The 17,379-nt window shown below is 71.5% G+C and carries 20 protein-coding genes; 9 read left to right on the top strand and 11 right to left on the bottom strand.

Features of this window, described 5'->3' with window-relative positions; all coding sequences use genetic code 11:
* Positions 1-101: 101 nt before the first annotated feature.
* Both ACF1DX_RS03855 and ACF1DX_RS03850 read right to left on the bottom strand, forming a co-directional pair.
* Positions 102-722 (bottom strand): TetR/AcrR family transcriptional regulator, encoded by a 621-nt coding sequence (locus ACF1DX_RS03855; RefSeq protein WP_391789624.1) that lies wholly within the window; start codon positions 720-722, stop codon positions 102-104.
* A 78-nt stretch (positions 723-800) separates the two neighbouring features.
* Positions 801-2,396, bottom strand: coding sequence for an MFS transporter (locus ACF1DX_RS03850; protein WP_391789623.1), 1,596 nt, complete (start codon positions 2,394-2,396; stop codon positions 801-803).
* A gap of 191 nt (positions 2,397-2,587) precedes the next feature.
* On the opposite strand from ACF1DX_RS03850, the gene panB reads away from it, so the two are divergent.
* The 3 genes from panB to ACF1DX_RS03835 all read left to right on the top strand — a co-directional run bounded on the left by panB (position 2,588) and on the right by ACF1DX_RS03835 (position 5,556).
* Complete coding sequence (gene panB, locus ACF1DX_RS03845; RefSeq protein WP_391789622.1) at positions 2,588-3,466, top strand: 3-methyl-2-oxobutanoate hydroxymethyltransferase; 879 nt, start codon at positions 2,588-2,590, stop codon at positions 3,464-3,466.
* A 237-nt stretch (positions 3,467-3,703) separates the two neighbouring features.
* Positions 3,704-4,732, top strand: a complete 1,029-nt coding sequence (locus tag ACF1DX_RS03840) for an ATP-binding cassette domain-containing protein (RefSeq protein WP_391789621.1) — start codon at positions 3,704-3,706, stop codon at positions 4,730-4,732.
* Positions 4,729-5,556 carry an ABC transporter permease gene (locus ACF1DX_RS03835; protein WP_391789620.1) on the top strand — a complete coding sequence of 276 codons (828 nt, stop codon included), beginning with the start codon at positions 4,729-4,731 and terminating at the stop codon, positions 5,554-5,556. The genes ACF1DX_RS03840 and ACF1DX_RS03835 overlap by 4 nt, the downstream gene beginning before the upstream one ends.
* Here the strand turns inward: ACF1DX_RS03835 and ACF1DX_RS03830 are convergent, their stop codons facing one another.
* A complete protein-coding gene (locus ACF1DX_RS03830) occupies positions 5,557-8,838 on the bottom strand; it encodes a BTAD domain-containing putative transcriptional regulator (RefSeq protein WP_391789619.1) in 3,282 nt (1,093 codons plus the stop codon).
* Between the two features lie 285 nt (positions 8,839-9,123).
* Between ACF1DX_RS03830 and ACF1DX_RS03825 the strand changes: the two genes are divergently transcribed.
* The gene (locus tag ACF1DX_RS03825; RefSeq protein WP_391789735.1) at positions 9,124-9,924 is read left to right on the top strand and encodes a site-2 protease family protein; all 801 of its coding nucleotides are present in this window, start codon (positions 9,124-9,126) and stop codon (positions 9,922-9,924) included.
* Here the strand turns inward: ACF1DX_RS03825 and ACF1DX_RS03820 are convergent.
* Both ACF1DX_RS03820 and npdG read right to left on the bottom strand, forming a co-directional pair.
* A complete protein-coding gene (locus ACF1DX_RS03820) occupies positions 9,914-10,108 on the bottom strand; it encodes a hypothetical protein (protein ID WP_391789618.1) in 195 nt (64 codons plus the stop codon). The two genes, ACF1DX_RS03825 and ACF1DX_RS03820, sit on opposite strands and share 11 nt — an antisense overlap.
* 66 nt (positions 10,109-10,174) lie before the next feature.
* The gene (gene npdG / locus ACF1DX_RS03815; RefSeq protein ID WP_391789617.1) at positions 10,175-10,894 is read right to left on the bottom strand and encodes an NADPH-dependent F420 reductase; all 720 of its coding nucleotides are present in this window, start codon (positions 10,892-10,894) and stop codon (positions 10,175-10,177) included.
* A gap of 140 nt (positions 10,895-11,034) precedes the next feature.
* Between npdG and ACF1DX_RS03810 the strand changes: the two genes are divergently transcribed.
* A complete protein-coding gene (locus ACF1DX_RS03810) occupies positions 11,035-11,649 on the top strand; it encodes a hypothetical protein (RefSeq protein ID WP_391789616.1) in 615 nt (204 codons plus the stop codon).
* A 21-nt stretch (positions 11,650-11,670) separates the two neighbouring features.
* On the opposite strand, the gene ACF1DX_RS03805 is transcribed toward ACF1DX_RS03810, so the two are convergent.
* Positions 11,671-11,901: a hypothetical protein gene (locus ACF1DX_RS03805; RefSeq protein WP_391789615.1), complete on the bottom strand. Its 231-nt coding sequence runs from the start codon at positions 11,899-11,901 to the stop codon at positions 11,671-11,673.
* A 75-nt stretch (positions 11,902-11,976) separates the two neighbouring features.
* Here ACF1DX_RS03805 and map point away from each other — a divergent pair, with 75 nt between their 5' ends.
* Positions 11,977-12,834 (top strand): type I methionyl aminopeptidase, encoded by an 858-nt coding sequence (gene map, locus ACF1DX_RS03800; protein WP_391789614.1) that lies wholly within the window; start codon positions 11,977-11,979, stop codon positions 12,832-12,834.
* A gap of 131 nt (positions 12,835-12,965) precedes the next feature.
* Positions 12,966-13,613: a heme oxygenase (biliverdin-producing) gene (locus ACF1DX_RS03795; protein ID WP_391789613.1), complete on the top strand. Its 648-nt coding sequence runs from the start codon at positions 12,966-12,968 to the stop codon at positions 13,611-13,613.
* Between the two features lie 102 nt (positions 13,614-13,715).
* Here the strand turns inward: ACF1DX_RS03795 and ACF1DX_RS03790 are convergent, their stop codons facing one another.
* The 4 genes from ACF1DX_RS03790 to ACF1DX_RS03775 all read right to left on the bottom strand — a co-directional run bounded on the left by ACF1DX_RS03790 (position 13,716) and on the right by ACF1DX_RS03775 (position 15,191).
* On the bottom strand, positions 13,716-14,126 hold the full coding sequence (locus ACF1DX_RS03790; protein ID WP_391789612.1) for a type II toxin-antitoxin system VapC family toxin: 411 nt from the start codon (positions 14,124-14,126) through the stop codon (positions 13,716-13,718).
* Positions 14,123-14,401, bottom strand: a complete 279-nt coding sequence (locus tag ACF1DX_RS03785) for a hypothetical protein (protein WP_391789611.1) — start codon at positions 14,399-14,401, stop codon at positions 14,123-14,125. The genes ACF1DX_RS03790 and ACF1DX_RS03785 overlap by 4 nt, the downstream gene beginning before the upstream one ends.
* Before the next feature lie 166 nt (positions 14,402-14,567).
* Positions 14,568-14,690 carry a hypothetical protein gene (locus ACF1DX_RS03780; protein ID WP_391789610.1) on the bottom strand — a complete coding sequence of 41 codons (123 nt, stop codon included), beginning with the start codon at positions 14,688-14,690 and terminating at the stop codon, positions 14,568-14,570.
* A 24-nt stretch (positions 14,691-14,714) separates the two neighbouring features.
* Positions 14,715-15,191 carry an ATP-binding protein gene (locus tag ACF1DX_RS03775; protein ID WP_391789609.1) on the bottom strand — a complete coding sequence of 159 codons (477 nt, stop codon included), beginning with the start codon at positions 15,189-15,191 and terminating at the stop codon, positions 14,715-14,717.
* Positions 15,192-15,381: 190 nt separating this feature from the next.
* Between ACF1DX_RS03775 and ACF1DX_RS03770 the strand changes: the two genes are divergently transcribed.
* Together ACF1DX_RS03770 and ACF1DX_RS03765 are read left to right on the top strand one after the other, a co-directional pair.
* Positions 15,382-16,266 carry a helix-turn-helix domain-containing protein gene (locus ACF1DX_RS03770; RefSeq protein ID WP_391789608.1) on the top strand — a complete coding sequence of 295 codons (885 nt, stop codon included), beginning with the start codon at positions 15,382-15,384 and terminating at the stop codon, positions 16,264-16,266.
* Positions 16,263-16,481: a DUF397 domain-containing protein gene (locus ACF1DX_RS03765; protein WP_391789607.1), complete on the top strand. Its 219-nt coding sequence runs from the start codon at positions 16,263-16,265 to the stop codon at positions 16,479-16,481. Before ACF1DX_RS03770 ends, ACF1DX_RS03765 begins: the two co-directional genes overlap by 4 nt.
* On the opposite strand, the gene ACF1DX_RS03760 is transcribed toward ACF1DX_RS03765, so the two are convergent.
* Positions 16,466-17,110 (bottom strand): PhzF family phenazine biosynthesis protein, encoded by a 645-nt coding sequence (locus ACF1DX_RS03760; RefSeq protein ID WP_391789606.1) that lies wholly within the window; start codon positions 17,108-17,110, stop codon positions 16,466-16,468. The genes ACF1DX_RS03765 and ACF1DX_RS03760 overlap by 16 nt on opposite strands.
* Positions 17,111-17,379: the final 269 nt, after the last annotated feature.

The raw sequence follows: 17,379 nt of genomic DNA, 5'->3' as shown, positions 1-17,379 counted from the left end.
CCCTCGACGGCCGTACGGGGGCGAGGACGTGCGGGGGCACTCGGGGAGTTCCGGACGGGGGTGGTGAAAGCGTCCTCTGTGACGAAACGCGCACATTGCGGCTAGCCGGTGACGGGGCGCAGTCCTTCGAGGAGCGTGTCGACGACTTGTTCGGCCAGGTCGTCCGGGAGCTCCGCGTCGGGGCGCAGGACGGTGCGGACGAGGATGGGGCCCACGACGATGTCGTTGAGGATCTCCAGGTCGACGTCGGCGCGCAGTTCGCCGTTCTCCCGGCCCCGGCGCAGCACCTCCAGGCCGAGCCGGCGGCGCGGCAGGATGACGGTGTCGTGGTAGGCGGCCCAGAGGTTGGGGCTGCTCTTCATCTGGGCGCGCACGTTGTACAGGAACGCCGAGGTCCGCCCGGCCAGGCCGCGCAGGCGCAGGGACTCCAGCAGGACGACGAGGTCGTCGCGCATGGAGGTGCCGGGGAGTTCGGGGTCCGGGGGCTCGGCGGCGCGCAGGACGTCGACGAAGAGCTGCTCCTTGCCGCGCCAGCGGCGGTAGATGGTGGCCTTGCCGACGCCGGCGGTGCGGGCGATGCGCTCGATGGAGAGCTCCGCGAGGGGCACGCCGTCCTCCAGGAGCCTCATCACTCCCTCGATGATGGCGCGTTCGACCGCCTCGCTGCGGGGGCGGCCCCGTGCGGGGCCGTCCTGCCGGGGGTCGGTGTCGGCCGGGATCACGTCGTCGGGCTCCTTACGTCGGAGACGGGCTGGGACGATTCTCCCGGTGGGCGGTGTCGGCGGTCCACCGCCCGGGGGTCACCGACCAGTCGCCGGCACCGCTTCCCGCCTCTCCTCGTCCCCTTCGGGCGCCGGCGTACGGCCGGGCAGGAACACGGCGACGACGACCGCGCCCAGCACGGCGACGCCCGCTCCCCACAGCGCGGTGACGTGCATGGCGTGCAGGAACGCGTCGTCGGCCGCGCCGATCAGGGGCTCGCCGCGCGCGCCCAGCCGGTCCGCCACGGCCAGGGTGGCCTCGATGGACTCGCCGGCCGCGTGCCGGGCGCCGGGCGGCAGCAGGCCGAGTTCGTCCTCGATGCCGCTGCGGTAGGCGGCGGACAGCACCGAGCCGAGTACGGCGATGCCGAGGGCGCCGCCGACCTGGCGGAAGACGTTGCTGAGGGCGGAGGCGGAGCCGGCCTTCTCGCGGGGCAGGGCCTGCATGATGACGACGCTGACCGGTGTCATGACGTGCGCCATTCCGGCGCCCATGAGGAAGAAGACGACCTCCAGGATCCAGATCGGCGTGTCCGCGTCCAGGGTGGCGAACGCCGCCAGGGTCGCGGCGAGCACCAGCAGGCCGGCGGTCGTGGTGACCTTGTTGCCGAAGCGGTCCACCAGGAGGCGGGCCCGGGGCGCGAAGATCATCTGTGTGGCGGCCAGCGGCAGCATCAGCAGGCCCGTCTCCAGCGGAGAGTATCCGCGCACGCTCTGGGTGTAGAACACGGCGAAGAACGTCACGCCCATCAGCGCGAAGAAGACCAGCGCGATCGCGACGACCGCGGCGGAGAACACCTTGTTCTTGAAGTAGGTGACGTCGATGGACGGGTGGTCGCTGCGCTTCTCGAACACCACGAACGCGGCGAGTACGGCGAGACCGGCGCCGATCGTCGACACCACCGTGAGGTCGGTGAAGTCGGCGAGCTGGCCGCCCTTGATGATGCCGTAGACCAGCAGGACCAGTCCGGCCACGGACAGGACGACGCCGACGGGGTCGATCCGGCCGGGGTTCGGGTCGCGGGAGTCGGGGACCAGCCACAGCATCAGGGCGACGGCGAGGACGACGATGGGCACGTTGACGAGGAAGACCGAGCCCCACCAGAAGTGGTCCAGGAGGAATCCGCCGGTGATCGGGCCGATGGCGATGGCGAGGCCCACACCGCCCGCCCAGATGCCGATGGCCTTGGGCTGCTCGTCGCGTTCGAAGACGTTCATCAGGACGGCCAGGGTGGCCGGCATGACGAGTGCGGCGCCCAGCCCCATCACCGCGCGGAAGCCGATCAGCTCGGCCGGTGAGCCGGAGAACGCGGCGAACGCCGAGCCGACGCCGAACACGACGAGGCCGCCGATCAGCACCTTCTTGCGACCGAGCCGGTCGCCGAGGAGCCCCGCGCTGAAGAGCAGACCGGCGAAGACGAGCGTGTAGGAGTTGATCGCCCACTCCAGCTCGCTCTGGGTGGCGCCCAGGCCGGTGGGGGCGGGGGTGGAGATCGTCTTGATGGCGACGTTCAGGATCGAGTTGTCGAGCACGACGATCAGCAGGCTGAGCATCAGCACGCCGAGGATCGCCCAGCGGCGCCGGTGCACGGCTTCCGGGACCCGGCGGCGGGCAGGGGCGGCAGGAGAAGTCATGCGGCCCAGCGTAGTTAATTACGATACGGAACCGTCTCGTATCGTAAACGTTTTGCCCAGAACTTGCCGGGATATTGCACGGCGGAACTCACAGGGGGTCCTCTGGCCCTCGCCGGGGCGAGGTGCCACCATGGACGTGGTCCGGGGACGCCGTCAGGGCGCCTCGAGATGACGTGTTGGGAGACGGTTCAATGACGCAGCTTTCGGCTGCCCAGACCGGGACGACGTCCGGTTCCCCCTCCGGCGGAGCGACGCTGTACGGGGGCAAGGGCACGCGCCGTATCACGGTCCGCGACATCGCCGCCGCCAAGGAGCGCGGCGAGAAGTGGCCCATGCTCACCGCGTACGACGCGATGACCGCGTCCGTGTTCGACGAGGCCGGCATCCCGGTCATGCTCGTCGGCGACTCGGCCGGCAACTGCCACCTCGGGTACGAGACCACCGTGCCCGTCACCCTCGACGAGATGACCATGCTGTCGGCGGCGGTCGTACGGGGCACCTCGCGCGCGCTGATCGTGGGCGACCTGCCCTTCGGCTCCTACCAGGAGGGTCCGGTGCAGGCGCTGCGCTCGGCGACCCGGCTGGTGAAGGAGGCCGGTGTCGGCGCCGTGAAGCTGGAGGGCGGCGAGCGGTCGCACCGGCAGATCGAGCTGCTGGTGGAGTCCGGGATCCCGGTGATGGCCCACATCGGGCTGACGCCGCAGTCGGTGAACGCGATGGGGTACCGGGTGCAGGGGCGGGGCGAGGAGGCGGCGCAGCAGTTGCTGCGCGACGCGAAGGCCGTCCAGGACGCGGGGGCGTTCGCGGTGGTGCTGGAGCTGGTGCCGGCGGAGCTGGCGGCCGAGGTGACGCGGACGCTGCACATCCCGACCGTCGGGATCGGGGCCGGGCCGGAGACGGACGCGCAGGTGCTGGTGTGGACCGACATGCTGGGGCTGACGGGAGGGCGTGTGCCCAAGTTCGTCAAGCGGTACGCGAATCTGCGTGAGGTCATGAGCGGGGCGGCGAAGGCGTTCGCCGAGGATGTGGTGGGCGGGACCTTCCCGGAGGAGGCGCACTCCGTGCACTGAGCGGCTCCGCCGCTGTTGAGCCATTGCCGCACCACCTGCCGGCCCCGTCGATCTTCCCCCGTCGACGGGGCCGGCACCTTTTGCGCCTAAACCGGCGCCGCTCTCGCGGATGTGGTGCGCGCCGTGGTGGTACCTCAATTGATGGTTGCGGTGGCCATGGGGAGTTGTCGGTGCCGTCGGCCGAGCTGTCGGTGGGATGTCGGGGGTTTGTCGGTGGGGGGCGGCAGAGTCGGGGGCATGACGCGAAACGACAAGGACCTGAGGGGCGCGGGGAGCGCCGTCACCGTGCGGGGGCTGGTCAAGCACTACGGCGGGACCAAGGCACTGGACGGTGTCGATCTGGATGTGCGTGAGGGCACCGTGATGGGGGTGCTCGGGCCGAACGGGGCCGGGAAGACCACGCTGGTGCGGATCCTGTCCACGCTGCTCACCCCGACCGCCGGGCACGCCACCGTCGCGGGGTACGACGTGGTGCGCCAGCCGCGGCAGCTGCGCCGGGTGATCGGGCTGACCGGGCAGTACGCCTCCGTGGACGAGAAGCTCCCGGGGTGGGAGAACCTGTACCTGATCGGGCGGCTGCTCGACCTGTCCCGCAAGGAGGCGCGGTCCCGCGCCGACGAGCTGCTGGAGCGGTTCTCGCTCACCGAGGCGGCACGGCGCCCGGCCGCCACCTACTCGGGCGGTATGCGGCGCCGCCTCGACCTGGCCGCCTCGATGATCGGCCGGCCGGCCGTGCTGTACCTGGACGAGCCGACCACGGGGCTGGACCCCCGTACCCGCAACGAGGTGTGGGACGAGGTCAAGCGGCTGGTCGGGGACGGGGTGACGGTGCTGCTGACCACCCAGTACATGGAGGAGGCCGAGCAGCTCGCCTCCGAGCTGACCGTCGTGGACCGGGGCAAGGTCATCGCGAGCGGCGGCATCGAGGAGCTGAAGGCCAAGGTCGGCGGCCGTACGCTGCGGGTCCGCCCGGCCGACCCACTGCAGTTGCGCCCGCTGGCGGACGCCCTCGACACCCTCGGCATCACCGGGCTCGCCACGACCACCGTGGACACCGAGCGGGGTGCCGTGCTCGTTCCGGTGCTGAGCGACGAGCAGTTGACCGCCGTGGTCGGCGCGGTCACCGCGCGCGGGATCACCCTCAGCTCCATCACCACCGAACTGCCCAGCCTGGACGAGGTGTTCCTGTCCCTCACCGGCCACCGTGCCAGTGCCCCGCAGGACGCCGTACCCGCCGAGACCCACGAGGAGGCCGTCGCCGTATGAGTGCCGCCACCGCTACCGCCACCGCCACCGACCTCCGCGCCGACGCGCGTATCCCGTTGCGTGCCCATCTGCGGCACACCGGGGCGCTCGTACGCCGCAATCTGCTGTGGATACGGCAGGACCCGGAGTCGATGTTCGACGCCGTGCTGTTCCCGATCGTCTTCACCCTGCTGTTCGTGTACGTCTTCGGCGGCTCGATCGGGCAGTCGCTGGGCGGCGGGCAGGACGCCTATGTGCAGTACATCGTGCCCGGCCTGATGGCCATGATGGGCATGAACATGGCCCAGGGCGTGGGCACCGGGTTCAACCAGGACTTCAACACCGGGGTGATGGACCGCTTCCGTTCGCTGCCCATCGGGCGTGGCTCGGTGCTGTTCGCGAAGATCTCGGTCGAGATGGTGCGGATGCTGATCGCCACCGCCATCCTGATGATCGTCGGTGTGCTCGTCGGCTTCGACATCGACAACTGGCCGGGGCTGTTCGCCGCCGTGGGACTGTCCGCGGTGTTCGGCTCGGCACTGATGTGGATCTTCCTCACGCTGGGTGTGGTGATGAAGAACGCGCAGTCGGTGCAGGCGATGGGCTTCCTGGTGCTGATGCCGCTGCAGTTCGGCTCGTCGATCTTCGCGCCGACCCAGTCGATGCCGGGCTGGCTGGAGTCCTTCACCGAGGTCAACCCGCTGTCCGCGCTGGCGGACGCCGCGCGCGGGCTGATGGTGGGCGGCCCGGTCGCCCACGACCTGTGGCTGACGCTGGCCTGGTCGGTGGGGATCACGGCGGTGATGGCACCGGTCGCGATCCACAAGTTCCGTACGAAGAGCTGATCACGCCGGTTCGAGGAGGGCGAGGGTCTGAGCCGGGGAGAGGCCGTCGCCCTCGGCGTACGCGGTCTCGTACGCCGTGTCCCCGAGCACCGACCGGGCGCGCGCCTCGGCGCGTGCCCGGGCCTCGCGCTCCATGCGCGCCAGGACGTGCTCGGGCGGCAGCCAGGAGTCGGCGGCGCCGAGGCAGCGGGCCGCGTCCGCCGCGTGCCGTCCGCCGTCGACTCCGGCGAGGGCGGTGGCGCCCATGGTGACGTACGCCGAGCGCATATGGGGTGCCATGGCGGCGGACAGCGGGTCGCCCGCCTGCCTGATCGCCTCCCGCAGGACGACCAGGGCCTGCTCGTCGTTGCCGTCGGCCACCTCCAGCCAGCCCTCGGCACCGAGGATGAACGCGTCGAAGACGACGTAGTGCGCGATGCGGAACTCCTCGCGCAGTTCCCGCAGATGCTGCCGGGCCTCCACCGTACGGCCGGTCGTGCACAGCCAGCCGGTCAGGTAGAGCCGGGCGGCGGGCAGGGCCTCGATGTGCCGGCCGCGCATGTCGTCGATGACTTCGCGCAGCAGCCGCTCACCGCGCTCGGCCTGCCCCGCCTCCAGCAGGACGTTGCCCAGCCGGGCGGTGAGCACGGCCGTGTGGGCGCGGGCGCCGAGGCGGTCGGCGTGCTCGATCGCCGCCTCGTAGTCCGCGGCGGCGGCCTCGTACGCGCCGGCCTGTTCGCGGGCCTCGCCGCGCGCGGAGAGGGCCTCGGCGATGCCCCAGGTGTCGCCGAGCCGGCGGTGGATCTCCAGGGCCTCGTCGGCGTCGCGGCGGGCGTCACCGGCCCAGTCGCTGCGGTTGGCGAGGAAGTTGGCGCGCAGTTGGAGGTTGGAGGCCAGTTCCCATTCGAATCCGGGGTTCTCCCGGCAGGTGCGGATCGCCGCGTCGACCACGTGGCGCAGCCGGTCCATGTCGCCGGTGAGCATCACGGCGAACACCCAGAGCAGGCCGGGCGGACGGCAGGCCTGCGGCATGCCCGGCTCGTAGGTCGCGCCGACGAGGCGCAGCTTGTGCTGTGCCTCGGGGGTCTGCCAGTCGTCCAGCTCGGTGTCCATGTGGGCGAGATGGGCGAGGTGCACCCCGCGGCGGGCCTCGGCGAGGAGTTCGCCGGCCATCGGGGGCGGGGCGTCGGTGCAGCGCTCCCACAACGGCACGGCGCGCCGCAACGGCTCGGTGAACGGGTCGGGCGCGAGGGCCATGACCTCGGTGCACCAGTTGCGGGCCTCGATGCGCAGGTCGCGCATCTGCCAGTACCAGACGAGCGACAGGGTGATGCAGAGGGCCTCCTGCTCGTCGCGCAGGGCGAGGGCGTGGCGCAGGGCGGTGCGTATGTTCTCGTACTCCCGCTCCAGCAGGGCGATCGCCTCCACCTGGCGCGGTCCGCGCAGCATCGGCTCGGTGGTGCGGGCGAGTTCGCGGTAGTACGTCAGGTGCGCCCGTTCGGCCTCCGGGCGCCGGCCGGACTCGTCGAGGCGTTCGCCGGCGTACTCGTTGACGGTCTCCAGGAGCCGGTAGCGCATCTCGCCGTCGCCCGAGGGGGCGGCCACCACGAGGGACTTGTCGACGAGGGAGCCGAGCGCGTCGAGCGCGGCCGGTCCGCAGACGGCCTCGGCGGCGGCGAGGTCGCAGCCGCCCGCGAAGACCGAAAGGCGGCCCAGGACGTCGCGTTCGCCGGCGTCGAGCAGGTCCCAGGACCAGTCGACGACGGCCCGCAGGGTCTGCTGCCTGGGGAGGACGGTGCGGCTGCCGGAGGTGAGGAGGCGGAAGCGGTCGTCGAGCCGGTCGGCGATCTGGCGCGGGGTGAGCATCCGCAGCCGGGCGGCGGCGAGTTCGATGGCCAGCGGCAGTCCGTCGAGGCGGCGGCAGATCTCCGCGCAGGCCGCCGCGGTGCCGGCGTCGGCGTCGGGGCGGAAACCGGGGCGGGCGGCGGCCCCGCGGTCGGCGAGCAGGCGCAGCGCGACCGGCTCGGGCAGCGGCTCCACCGGCCGCAGCAACTCCCCGCGCACACCGAGGGGTTCGCGGCTGGTGGCGAGGACGGTGAGCCGGGGGCAGCGTTCCAGCAGCGCCTCGACGAGGTGGGCGGCGGCCTCGACGACGTGCTCGCAGTTGTCCAAGATCAGCAGCATGCGGCGCGGGCCGCAGTGTTCGGCGAGGCGCTCCACGGGGTCGTCGTGCCGGTCGGTGACGGCCCGCATGCTCTCGGCGCCGGCGCCGTAGAGCACGGTCTCGCGGGCGCCGACGGCGGTGAGGACGGCCTCGGGGACGGCGTCGGGGTCGTCGACGGGGGCGAGTTCGGCGAGCCACACACCGTCGGGGAGGTCCTGCCGTACGGTCTCGGCGGCCTCCTGCGACAGCCGGGTCTTGCCGGCCCCGCCCGGTCCGAGCAGGGTCACCAGGCGGGCGGCGGCGAGGTCGGCGCGGATGGTCTCGATGTCGGCCTCCCGGCCGACGAACGAGGTCAGCCGGGCCCGCAGGTTGCCGGGCGGCGCGCCGACGCGGGGCGCGGGCGCCGGTTCGGGTTCCAGCAACTCGGCGTGCAGGGCGCGTAGTTCGGCGCCGGGGTCGGAGCCGAGACGGTCCGCGAGCAGGCGCCGTACGTCCTCGTAGGCGGCCAGCGCCTCGGCGGTGCGGCCCGTGTCGCGCAGGGCACGCAGCCGGAGCGCCTGGAGGGGTTCGTCGAGGGGGTGGCCGTCGCACAGTGCGGTCAGCTCGGGCAGGGACTGCTCGGCGTCGCCGAGGGCGAGGGCGGCGGTGTGCCGGGCGCGCAGCACGTCCAGGTGCCGGGTCCGCAGGCGGGCCGCCTCCGCGGTGCGGTCGGGCAGGCCGGTGAGGGCGGGGCCGCGCCACAGGGCGAGGGCGTCGTCGAGGACGGCGGCCGCCTTCGCCGGGTCGCCGTCGGCGAGGGCGCGCAGGCCGTCGCCGGCCAGCCGCTCGAAACGGTGCAGGTCGATGTCGTCGGGCGCGGCGGTCAGCCGGTAGCCGCCGTCGACGGAGGCGATCTGGTCCGCGCCGAGCGTCCGGCGCAGCCGTCCCACCAGCGCCTGGAGCGCCCCGGTGGCGTCGGCCGGCGGGTCCGCGTCCCCCCAGACCTCGTCGACCAGCAGGCCCACGGGCACGGTGCGCCCGGTCCGCAGGGCGAGCACGGTCAGCAGGGCGCGCAGCCGCGCCCCGCCGACCGGGACGACGGTGCCGTCGGGACGGAGTGCCTGGGTGGTGCCGAGGATGCGGTAGCGCACGGGGTCCATTGTCTCCGGTGGTGGTGGCGGGGGTCACGGGGCCCGGTCGGCGTGGCCGGCCCGGTCCGCGTGGCCGGTGGGGCCGGCCCGGTCGTCGTAACCGGCGTGGTCGGCATGATCGGTGTGGTCGGCCCGGTCGTCGTAACCGGCGTGGTCGGCATGATCGTCGTGACCGGCGTGGTCGTCCTGGTCGTCCCCACCCTGCGCGGAACCGGCGGCCGACGCGAGACGTTTTCACCGTGCGCCCGGTACCGTCGGGCGGTCCCGTCCGCGCCCGACCGTCCGAGGAGTCCCATGACCACCGCCGCCACCCGTCACAGCGACCGGAGGATCAGCCCGGTCTTCCTGGGCATCCTGGCCGTGACGGCGGTCACCGGGTGGGCCACCTGGACCGGGTTCGCCGAGCAGCCCGGGGTCGCCGTGTTCCTGTTCGTGACGGCCGCCTGGATCGTCTCCCTGTGCCTGCACGAGTACGCGCACGCGCGCACCGCCCTGCACAGCGGCGACATATCGGTCGGCGCGAAGGGCTACCTCACGCTGAACCCGATGAAGTACACGCACGCCCTGCTGAGCGTCGTGCTCCCGGTCGTCTTCGTCATCATGGGCGGGATCGGCCTGCCGGGCGGTGCCGTGTTCATCGAGCGCGGCCGGATCCGGGGGCGCTGGCGGCACAGCCTGATCTCGGCGGCGGGCCCGCTGACGAACGTGCTGTTCGCGATCGTGTGCACGGCGCCGTTCTGGCTGGGCGCGCTGGACGGCGTACCGGCCGACTTCCGCTTCGCGCTGGCGTTCCTGGCGCTGCTCCAGGTGACGGCCGCGATCCTGAACTTCCTGCCGGTCCCGGGCCTGGACGGCTACGGCGTGATCGAGCCCTGGCTGTCGTACAACGTCCGGCGGCAGGTGGAGCCGTTCGCCCCGTTCGGTCTGCTGTTCGTGTTCGCGCTGCTGTGGGTGCCGTCGGTGAACGGCGCGTTCTTCGACGTGATCGACTCGCTGCTGGGGACGCTGGGCATCGACGAGCTCGACACGTACTGCGGCTACGACCTGTTCCGCTTCTGGCGGGAGACGGACGGGTACTGCTCGGTCAGCCCGTGACGGAGCCGTTCCGCGCCGCCGCCGCCCGCCCGCGCCGCGCGTAGTACCAGGTCATGTTGGACGACAGTCCCGCGAGCAGCACCCAGACGATGCCGATGAACACGCTGCCCCGCACGAAGGAGACGACGGCCGCGGCGACGGCGAGGAGGCAGACGGCGAGGGCGTAGAGGGCGAGGCGGGGCATGGCGGGGGGCTCCTGTCGGGGGACACTGCTACGGCACTGCTACGGCGTCCAGTGTCCCCCATCGCCTCATACGTCCGTGACGCGGAGCCCGGCGTGTGCCTTGTAGCGGCGGTTGACGGAGATCAGGTTGGCGACCAGCGACTCCACCTGGTGGGCGTTGCGCAGCCGTCCGGCGAAGATGCCCCGCATGCCCGGGATGCGCCCGGCGAGCGCCTGCACGATCTCGACGTCGGCGCGGGCCTCGCCGAGCACCATCACATCGGTGTCGATCTCGTCGATCCCCGGGTCCTGGAGCAGGACGGCGGACAGGTGGTGGAAGGCGGCGGTGACCCGGGAGTCCGGGAGCAGCGCGGCGGCCTGCTGGGCGGCGCTGCCCTCCTCCGGCTTCAGCGCGTAGGCGCCCTGCTTGTCGAAGCCGAGCGGGTTGACGCAGTCCACGACGAGCTTGCCGGCCAGTTCCTCGCGCAGGGACTCGAGGGTCTTGCCGTGGCCGTCCCACGGCACGGCGACGATCACGATGTCGCTGCGCCGGGCGGTCTCGGCGTTGTCGGCGCCCTCGACGCCGTGACCGAGCTCCTCGGCGGCGTCCCGGGCGCGCTCGGCGGCGCGGGAGCCGATGATCACCTTCTGGCCGGCCTTGGCGAGCCGGTAGGCCAGACCCTTGCCCTGCGGTCCGGTGCCGCCGAGCACGCCGACGACGAGCCCGGAGACGTCGGGCAGGTCCCAGGGGTCCTTGGCGGGGGCCTTCGCGGGCGGCTGGGCGCTGTCACTGTCACTGGAGGTCATGGCCCGACTCTACGTCCGTGACGGCGCCGCGCCCGGCGTACGTGAGCCCTGTCACGCGGTCCGGGGCCGTGTCCCCGGTTCGGGCGAATCCGGGCCGAACTCCGGGACACGGGCGCGTGGTGGGGACAGGATGCGGCCGTATGGATGCGGTACGGGTCGCACTGCTGCGGGAAGTGCTCGCCGGGACGGAATGGCTGGGCGCCACCCGGCACTTCGCGGGGACGCTGCGCGGGTCGGTGGTCTCGCACGGCGGCGGGCTGCTGCTCGTGGGCACACCGGCGTACGAGCCGTGGCACCTGGCGGCGCACCTGGCGGACGAGGCCGCCTGGTCGGGCACGCCGGAGCTGGCCCCCACGCTCGTACGGCATGCCGCGCGCCCGTCGGACCCCGCGCATCTGGCGGTGGGCCTGGGGCGCCTGGAGGCTGTGCGGCGGGGTGAGACGCTGCTGGTGGTGGCGCCCGGGGAGCCGGCCGGAAAGGCGGCGGCCCCGCTCCTGGAGCGGGTGTGCGACGCCCGCCGGGCCGGGGCGACGGTGTTGTCGCTGGGCCCCGGTGAGGGTGAGCTCCCGGCGATGGCCCACGAGGTCCTGCCCGTGCCCGACGGCTCCGAGCTGGACCTGGACACCGTGCAGCACCTGGTCAGCGCGGCAGCCGGTGAGAACGCGCTGCCGGCCCGCCGGGGCCCCCGCCGCTTCCGGGACCGTCTGTCGCGGCTGGCCGACCTGCTGACGGCCCCGCCGCCGACGCGCTGGTAGCGCGGGCCCGCGCCGGTGCGGTCAGTCGTCGCCCCGGTCACCCGCGGGGGCATCGCGCCACCTGGAGTCGTTCTCCCACTGGAGGTTGCGCTCGCGGGCCGTCTCCATGGCGTGTTCGGCCTCGGTGCGGCTGGCGTACGGGCCGAAGCGGTCCTTGCCGGGACAGTCGGGCCCCTCCTCGACCTTCCTGTGCTCCAGGCAGTAGTACCACTCGCCCGGCTTTCCGACCGTCCGCTTCTTGAACAGGGGCATGACCGGCTCCTCTCACCGTCTCGCCATCTCACCAGGAAGATGGTCCCCCGTCGCCGCTGAATTAGACTCGCCGGCATGTCTGGCCAGTCGCTGCTCACCCCTGGGGAGCTGTCCCCCACCCGTTCCGTGCCCGGGAACATCCGTCGTCCCGAGTACGTCGGCAAGCCCGCCCCGACGCCGTACACCGGCCCGGAGGTGCAGACGCCCGAGACGATCGAGGCGATGCGCACCGCGGGCCGGATCGCCGCGCGGGCGATGGCGGAGGCCGCGAAGCTGATCGCGCCCGGCGTCACGACGGACGAACTGGACCGGGTGGCGCACGAGTACATGTGCGACCACGGCGCCTACCCGTCGACGCTCGGCTACCGCGGCTTCCCCAAGTCGCTGTGCACGTCGGTCAACGAGGTGATCTGCCACGGCATCCCGGACTCGACGGTGCTGCGCGACGGCGACATCGTCAACCTGGACGTGACGGCGTACATCGGCGGGGTGCACGGCGACAACAACGCGACGTACCTGGTCGGGGAGGTGGACGAGGAGAGCCGCCTGCTGGTGGAACGCACCCGCGAGTCCCTCGCCCGCGCGATCAAGGCGGTCAAGCCGGGCCGGCAGATCAACATCATCGGCCGGGTGATCGAGTCGTACGCGAAGCGGTTCGGCTACGGCGTGGTCCGTGACTTCACCGGCCACGGCATCAACTCGTCCTTCCACTCGGGCCTGATCGTCCCGCACTACGACAGTCCGCACGCGACGACGGTGATGCAGCCGGGGATGACCTTCACCATCGAGCCGATGCTGACGCTGGGGACCCACGAGTACGACATGTGGGACGACGGCTGGACGGTCGTGACGAAGGACCGCAAGCGCACGGCCCAGTTCGAGCACACGCTGGTGGTGACGGACACGGGCGCGGACATCCTGACGCTGCCGTAGGGGCCGTCCGGCCTGCCCGCCCTCCGTCTCGGAGGGCGGGCTTTTCCATGCCGTGGCAGGGTGGGGAGTTACCGACACACCGTCGGCAACCCATTGACTTAGGCAAGCCTAACCATGGAAGATCTGGACTCATGGACTCCTTCTCGGCCCTCATCCGCACCGCCTCCCACGAGCAGCACAGGGAGGCGGAGACGTCGACGTTCATGAGCGATCTGCTGGGCGGCCGGCTGGGCGTGGACGCGTACGCGCGCTACACCGAGCAACTGTGGTTCGTGTACGAGGCACTGGAGTCCGGGGCGCGGGGGCTGGCGTCGGACCCGGTGGCGGGCCCGTTCATCCAGCCGGAGCTGTTCCGCCTGCCCTCACTGGAACGCGACCTGGCCCACCTGCGCGGCCCCGAGTGGCGCTCGACCCTGACCGCCCTCCCCGCCACCCGGACGTACGCGGCCCGTGTCGCCGAGTGCGCCCGCACCTGGCCGTCCGGCTACGTCGCCCACCACTACACCCGCTACCTCGGCGACCTCTCCGGCGGCCAGATCATCCGCGGCACGGCGGAGAAGACCTGGGGATTCGAGCGCAAGGGCGACGGCGTCCGCTTCTACGTCTTCGAGGAGATCCCGAACCCGGCGGCCTTCAAGCGGGGTTACCGCGAACTGCTGGACGCGGCCCCGGTCGACGACCTGGAGAAGCAGCGCATCGTGGGCGAGTGCAAGCGGGCGTTCGCCCTGAACACGGAGGTCTTCCGGGCACTGGGCGAGGAGTTCCCGTTGTCGGCGTGACTCCGGCCGGCGCCACCGAGCCTCGCGCCATCCGGGCGGCAAGCTGATCAAGAGAGGGCCAGGAGAGTGCCGCCCTTGGCGAACAGGCTGGTGATCTCATCCCTACGGCAGCAAGGCCAAGGCGGACACGTGATGCGGCTTGACGGCTCGGAAATGGCGGTGGTCGAGGATGGCGATCCGGTCGACCTCGTACCGTTCCGCAACGGCGATGACGGAAGCGTCGACCGCGCCGAGGGGGAAGTCGGCGTATTTGGTGATCAGCTTGCTGACTCGCAGCAGGTCGTCCGAGGTGAGATTGACAAGTTCGAAGAAGCCCATGGCAACATGCTCGACGAAGGCGGCTTCGATACGCGGCCAGTGTTCCAGTTGCCAGCTCACCTCGGCCAGCACTGTGGCGGGGAGCAGCTTGCGGCCTCGTAGCTGGGAGAAGAAGGCGACGCAGTTCTCGTGGTGCTTGTCCCTGGCGTTGAAAAACGCCACCAGCGGGCCGGTGTCGAGGACCGTGGTGATCACTCGCCGGCGCTCCGCTCGCGTTCCGTGCGCTCACGGATGTAGTCGTCGTGTCGCTCGGCATAGTCGGCTGGTGCTTCGATACTGCCGGACAGTGCGAGGAAGCTGGCGGGCAGGAGGTCACCATCATCGCCCCCTCCGGCCGCGTCCGGGATCTGCTGGTCGACCTGGGAGAGTTCCTCGTCCTCAGTGATGATCAGCCGCAAGCGCCGCACCTGGGTCGGGCTCAGCCGGTCAACCAGGTGGTGCAGGTGCTCGTAGTCGTGCGCTGCCGTCATGGCTCAAGTCTGGCACGCCCCGGCCTGCCTGTCCTGGCCCCTTTTGTTCCGGGTACGTTCGTACTCCAGGGGGTGACGAACGTCCACGACCTATACCCGTCGACCTCGATCCGCGTGATCACCCTGGCACCTCCTCTCCGCACAGTCGCATGTGCGCTGCGCCACATCATCCGCCGCTCATTCCTGTCCGTACGGCCAACGGCTCGGCCGCGTGCACCCTCAGCGCGGGGCCCTCGTCGAACTCCAGCACCACGGCGGGACCGCCGGCCGCGTACTGATCACCGCGCACGTGCCGCACGGTGCGCCACTCCCCTCACACCCGTACCTTCTGCCCTGTCCGAACCATGACCGCCGCCACCTCGCGCACCTCGGGTTCGGCCACGATGTCCGGAGCTTTCAGCTCCGCGAACACCGTCTTGCCGATCCCGCCGGGGCGCGCCTCATGACCCCAGCGGTGCGCGAGCGTCGCGACGAGCAGCAGCCCCCGCCCGCCGGTCTCGTCCTCCCCGGGCTCCCGCACCTCGGGTCGCCCACCTCCGGCGTCGCTCACCTCGATCCGCAACAGCCCGTCCGCCACGGAACGGCTGATCTGCGCACCCACCTGCCGGTCACCCGGCACGGGAACGCGCAGCGCGTTGGTGACCAGCTCCGACAGCACCAACTCGGCGTTGTCCAGCGTTTCCTGACCCACACCCCAGCCGCCGAGCACGGCGTGCAGCAGCGCCCGGGCGCGGGGGACGCTGCGGCGGCTGCGCGGGAGCCGGAAGGCGATGGCGTTCGATGAGGTCATGGGGGTCTCCTCAGGATTCGGCGGCAGCGGCGAGATCCGCGTTGCGCAAGTCCCGTTGGGATTGCACACACCGACAGAGTGAAGGGGCATCATGTGGGCTAGCAACGTTTCCAGTTGAGATGCGCTGGATATTCCATCTTTCGAGTTACGCCACGCACATCCCATCTATCCGGCTGCTAGAGGTATTGCCATGTCTGCGAACGCCACTGCCTCAAGCCCATCGACCGTCCTCGGGCGCCAACTGGGCGACGAACTGCGTCGGCTGCGGGAGGCCGCCGGGCTCACCACCGCGCAGGCAGCCGAAGCTCTCGACTGCACCAAGGGAAAGATCAGCCGCATCGAGAACGGCCGCGTGACCGTCCGCATCCCGGACCTGACCGCGATGCTGCTCGCATACGGAGCCACGGACATCGAACTCCGCGGACGGCTCGGCGCCCTCGCGCGCAAGGCGAATCGCCGACGCAGGCAAGGGTGGTGGGACCAGTACGGATCGGTACTGGCCGACACCTATCGTGACTACATCGCGCTGGAGACCATGGCGGGAATCATCCGCACGTTCCAGGCGCAACTGGTGCCGGGCCTGTTGCAGACCCCGGAGTACATCCGCGCCGTGACCGTTGCCTCGCGTCAGTGGCAAACGGCGGACGAGATCGAGCAGTTCGTCCGGGTACGCCTCGCTCGCCAGGAACGTCTCGTCGGTGACTCCCCACTCCAGTTCTGGGCCGTCCTGTCAGAAGCTGTGCTTCTCCAGCAGGTCGGAGGGCCGGAGGTGATGGCGGCGCAGTTGGAGCAACTCCTGACCGTGTCCGAGCAGCCCAATGTGACCCTCCAGGTCCTGCCGTTCTCCCGTGGAGCCCATGCGAGTATGTTCGGGCCGTACGTAGTACTGGGCTTTCCCGAGGAGGCCGCGCTCGACGTGGTGCTGGCGGACAACCCCACCGGCTCGATGTGGCTGGAGCGGGAGACCGAAGTCGCCCGCTACCAAGAGTTGTTCGACGCCGCCCGTACCTCTGCGCTCTCCCCCGTGGAATCCCGCACGGTCATCCGACGCAGGGCCAAGGAGCACAGAGCATGAACACCGCAGGCCACGACATACGGAACTTGACGGGCGCGGAGTGGCGTAGCAGTACTCACAGCGGCGGCAACAACGAGTGCCTGGAACTCGCCCACGGTCTGCCCGCCCTCGCGCCTGTCCGGGACAGCAAGAACCCCGCTGGACCGGTGATCCCCTTCGGACGGAACGCCTGGGGTGACTTCGTCGCGCAGTGGAGCGGTCAGCGTTCCAGGTAGACGCGGCCGCCGATCTCCGTCCAGCCCTCCGGCTGGGGTGCCGTGAGGATCTGGGAGCCCGTGCCCTGGGTGATGTTCAGGGCGCGGCCCAGGCGGTCGGTGAGGAGGAGGGCCGCCGCGCCCGTCGCCTCGTCCTCGTCGATGCCGTCGTCGCGGCCGGGGAAGGCACGGGCCCGGACGCGGCCGGCCGGCTCGTCCAGCCAGGCCCAGGCGTAGACCCACTCCCCCTTCGGCGGCACGGGCAGATCGTCCACCTCGGCGGCGCTCGCGTACTGGCGCAGGGTGCGCGGCGGCGCCCACTCCGCCCGCGCCTCGATCCAGCAGAACTCCCCGTCCTGCCGGGCCCCCATCACCCCGGCCGGCACGACCAGTTCGGGCACGTCGAGGAGCCAGGCCGCACCGACGCAGGGGTGGCCGGCGAAGGGCAGGCGCAGGGTGGGGGTGTAGATGTCGATCACCCCGCGCTCGGGGTCGTCGACGAACACGGTCTCACTGAACCCCAGCTTCGCGGCGAACTCCTGCCGCTCCTCCCGCCCGGGCATCACGGAGCCGTTGCGCACGACACCGAGTTCATTGCCGTACCCGCCACGGGGTCCACAGAAGACGCGCACCACGTCGTAATCAGTCACGGAGGGCATTCAAGCACCGCGCGGGCGGCGAGGTCGTCCCAGGCCACGGCGCCACCGGCCAGGGGCGAGGGGCCAAGTGAGGGTGGGGGCACCGTCGTACGGCAGGGAGGCCACCGTGCCGGCGTACCCGCGCTCCAGGGCTGCCCGCCGATGGGGAGCGGTAGGCGCCGAGGCGGTGGAGGGAGAGGTCACGGCGGCAACCCTCGGTGTGCGCACGGCCCAGCAGCAACAGCCGGTCCTGCCGCCGCAGCGGCATACGTCCCCCGTCC

This window comes from Streptomyces sp. NPDC014676 (assembly GCF_043084105.1).
Classification (GTDB): Bacteria; Actinomycetota; Actinomycetes; order Streptomycetales; family Streptomycetaceae; genus Streptomyces.
This window is presented reverse-complemented; position numbering and strand designations above follow the sequence as displayed.

Excerpts from the sequence above, each read along its gene's own strand:
- ACF1DX_RS03850 (WP_391789623.1), bottom strand. The coding sequence starts at position 2,396 with ATGACTTCTCCTGCCGCCCCTGCCCGCCGCCGGGTCCCGGAAGCCGTG.
- panB (WP_391789622.1), top strand. The coding sequence starts at position 2,588 with ATGACGCAGCTTTCGGCTGCCCAGACCGGGACGACGTCCGGTTCCCCC.
- ACF1DX_RS03840 (WP_391789621.1), top strand. The coding sequence starts at position 3,704 with ATGACGCGAAACGACAAGGACCTGAGGGGCGCGGGGAGCGCCGTCACC.
- ACF1DX_RS03835 (WP_391789620.1), top strand. The coding sequence starts at position 4,729 with ATGAGTGCCGCCACCGCTACCGCCACCGCCACCGACCTCCGCGCCGAC.
- ACF1DX_RS03830 (WP_391789619.1), bottom strand. The coding sequence starts at position 8,838 with ATGGACCCCGTGCGCTACCGCATCCTCGGCACCACCCAGGCACTCCGT.
- ACF1DX_RS03825 (WP_391789735.1), top strand. The coding sequence starts at position 9,124 with ATGACCACCGCCGCCACCCGTCACAGCGACCGGAGGATCAGCCCGGTC.
- ACF1DX_RS03820 (WP_391789618.1), bottom strand. The coding sequence starts at position 10,108 with ATGCCCCGCCTCGCCCTCTACGCCCTCGCCGTCTGCCTCCTCGCCGTC.
- npdG (WP_391789617.1), bottom strand. The coding sequence starts at position 10,894 with ATGACCTCCAGTGACAGTGACAGCGCCCAGCCGCCCGCGAAGGCCCCC.
- ACF1DX_RS03810 (WP_391789616.1), top strand. The coding sequence starts at position 11,035 with ATGGATGCGGTACGGGTCGCACTGCTGCGGGAAGTGCTCGCCGGGACG.
- ACF1DX_RS03805 (WP_391789615.1), bottom strand. The coding sequence starts at position 11,901 with ATGCCCCTGTTCAAGAAGCGGACGGTCGGAAAGCCGGGCGAGTGGTAC.
- map (WP_391789614.1), top strand. The coding sequence starts at position 11,977 with ATGTCTGGCCAGTCGCTGCTCACCCCTGGGGAGCTGTCCCCCACCCGT.
- ACF1DX_RS03795 (WP_391789613.1), top strand. The coding sequence starts at position 12,966 with ATGGACTCCTTCTCGGCCCTCATCCGCACCGCCTCCCACGAGCAGCAC.
- ACF1DX_RS03785 (WP_391789611.1), bottom strand. The coding sequence starts at position 14,401 with ATGACGGCAGCGCACGACTACGAGCACCTGCACCACCTGGTTGACCGG.
- ACF1DX_RS03775 (WP_391789609.1), bottom strand. The coding sequence starts at position 15,191 with ATGACCTCATCGAACGCCATCGCCTTCCGGCTCCCGCGCAGCCGCCGC.
- ACF1DX_RS03770 (WP_391789608.1), top strand. The coding sequence starts at position 15,382 with ATGTCTGCGAACGCCACTGCCTCAAGCCCATCGACCGTCCTCGGGCGC.
- ACF1DX_RS03765 (WP_391789607.1), top strand. The coding sequence starts at position 16,263 with ATGAACACCGCAGGCCACGACATACGGAACTTGACGGGCGCGGAGTGG.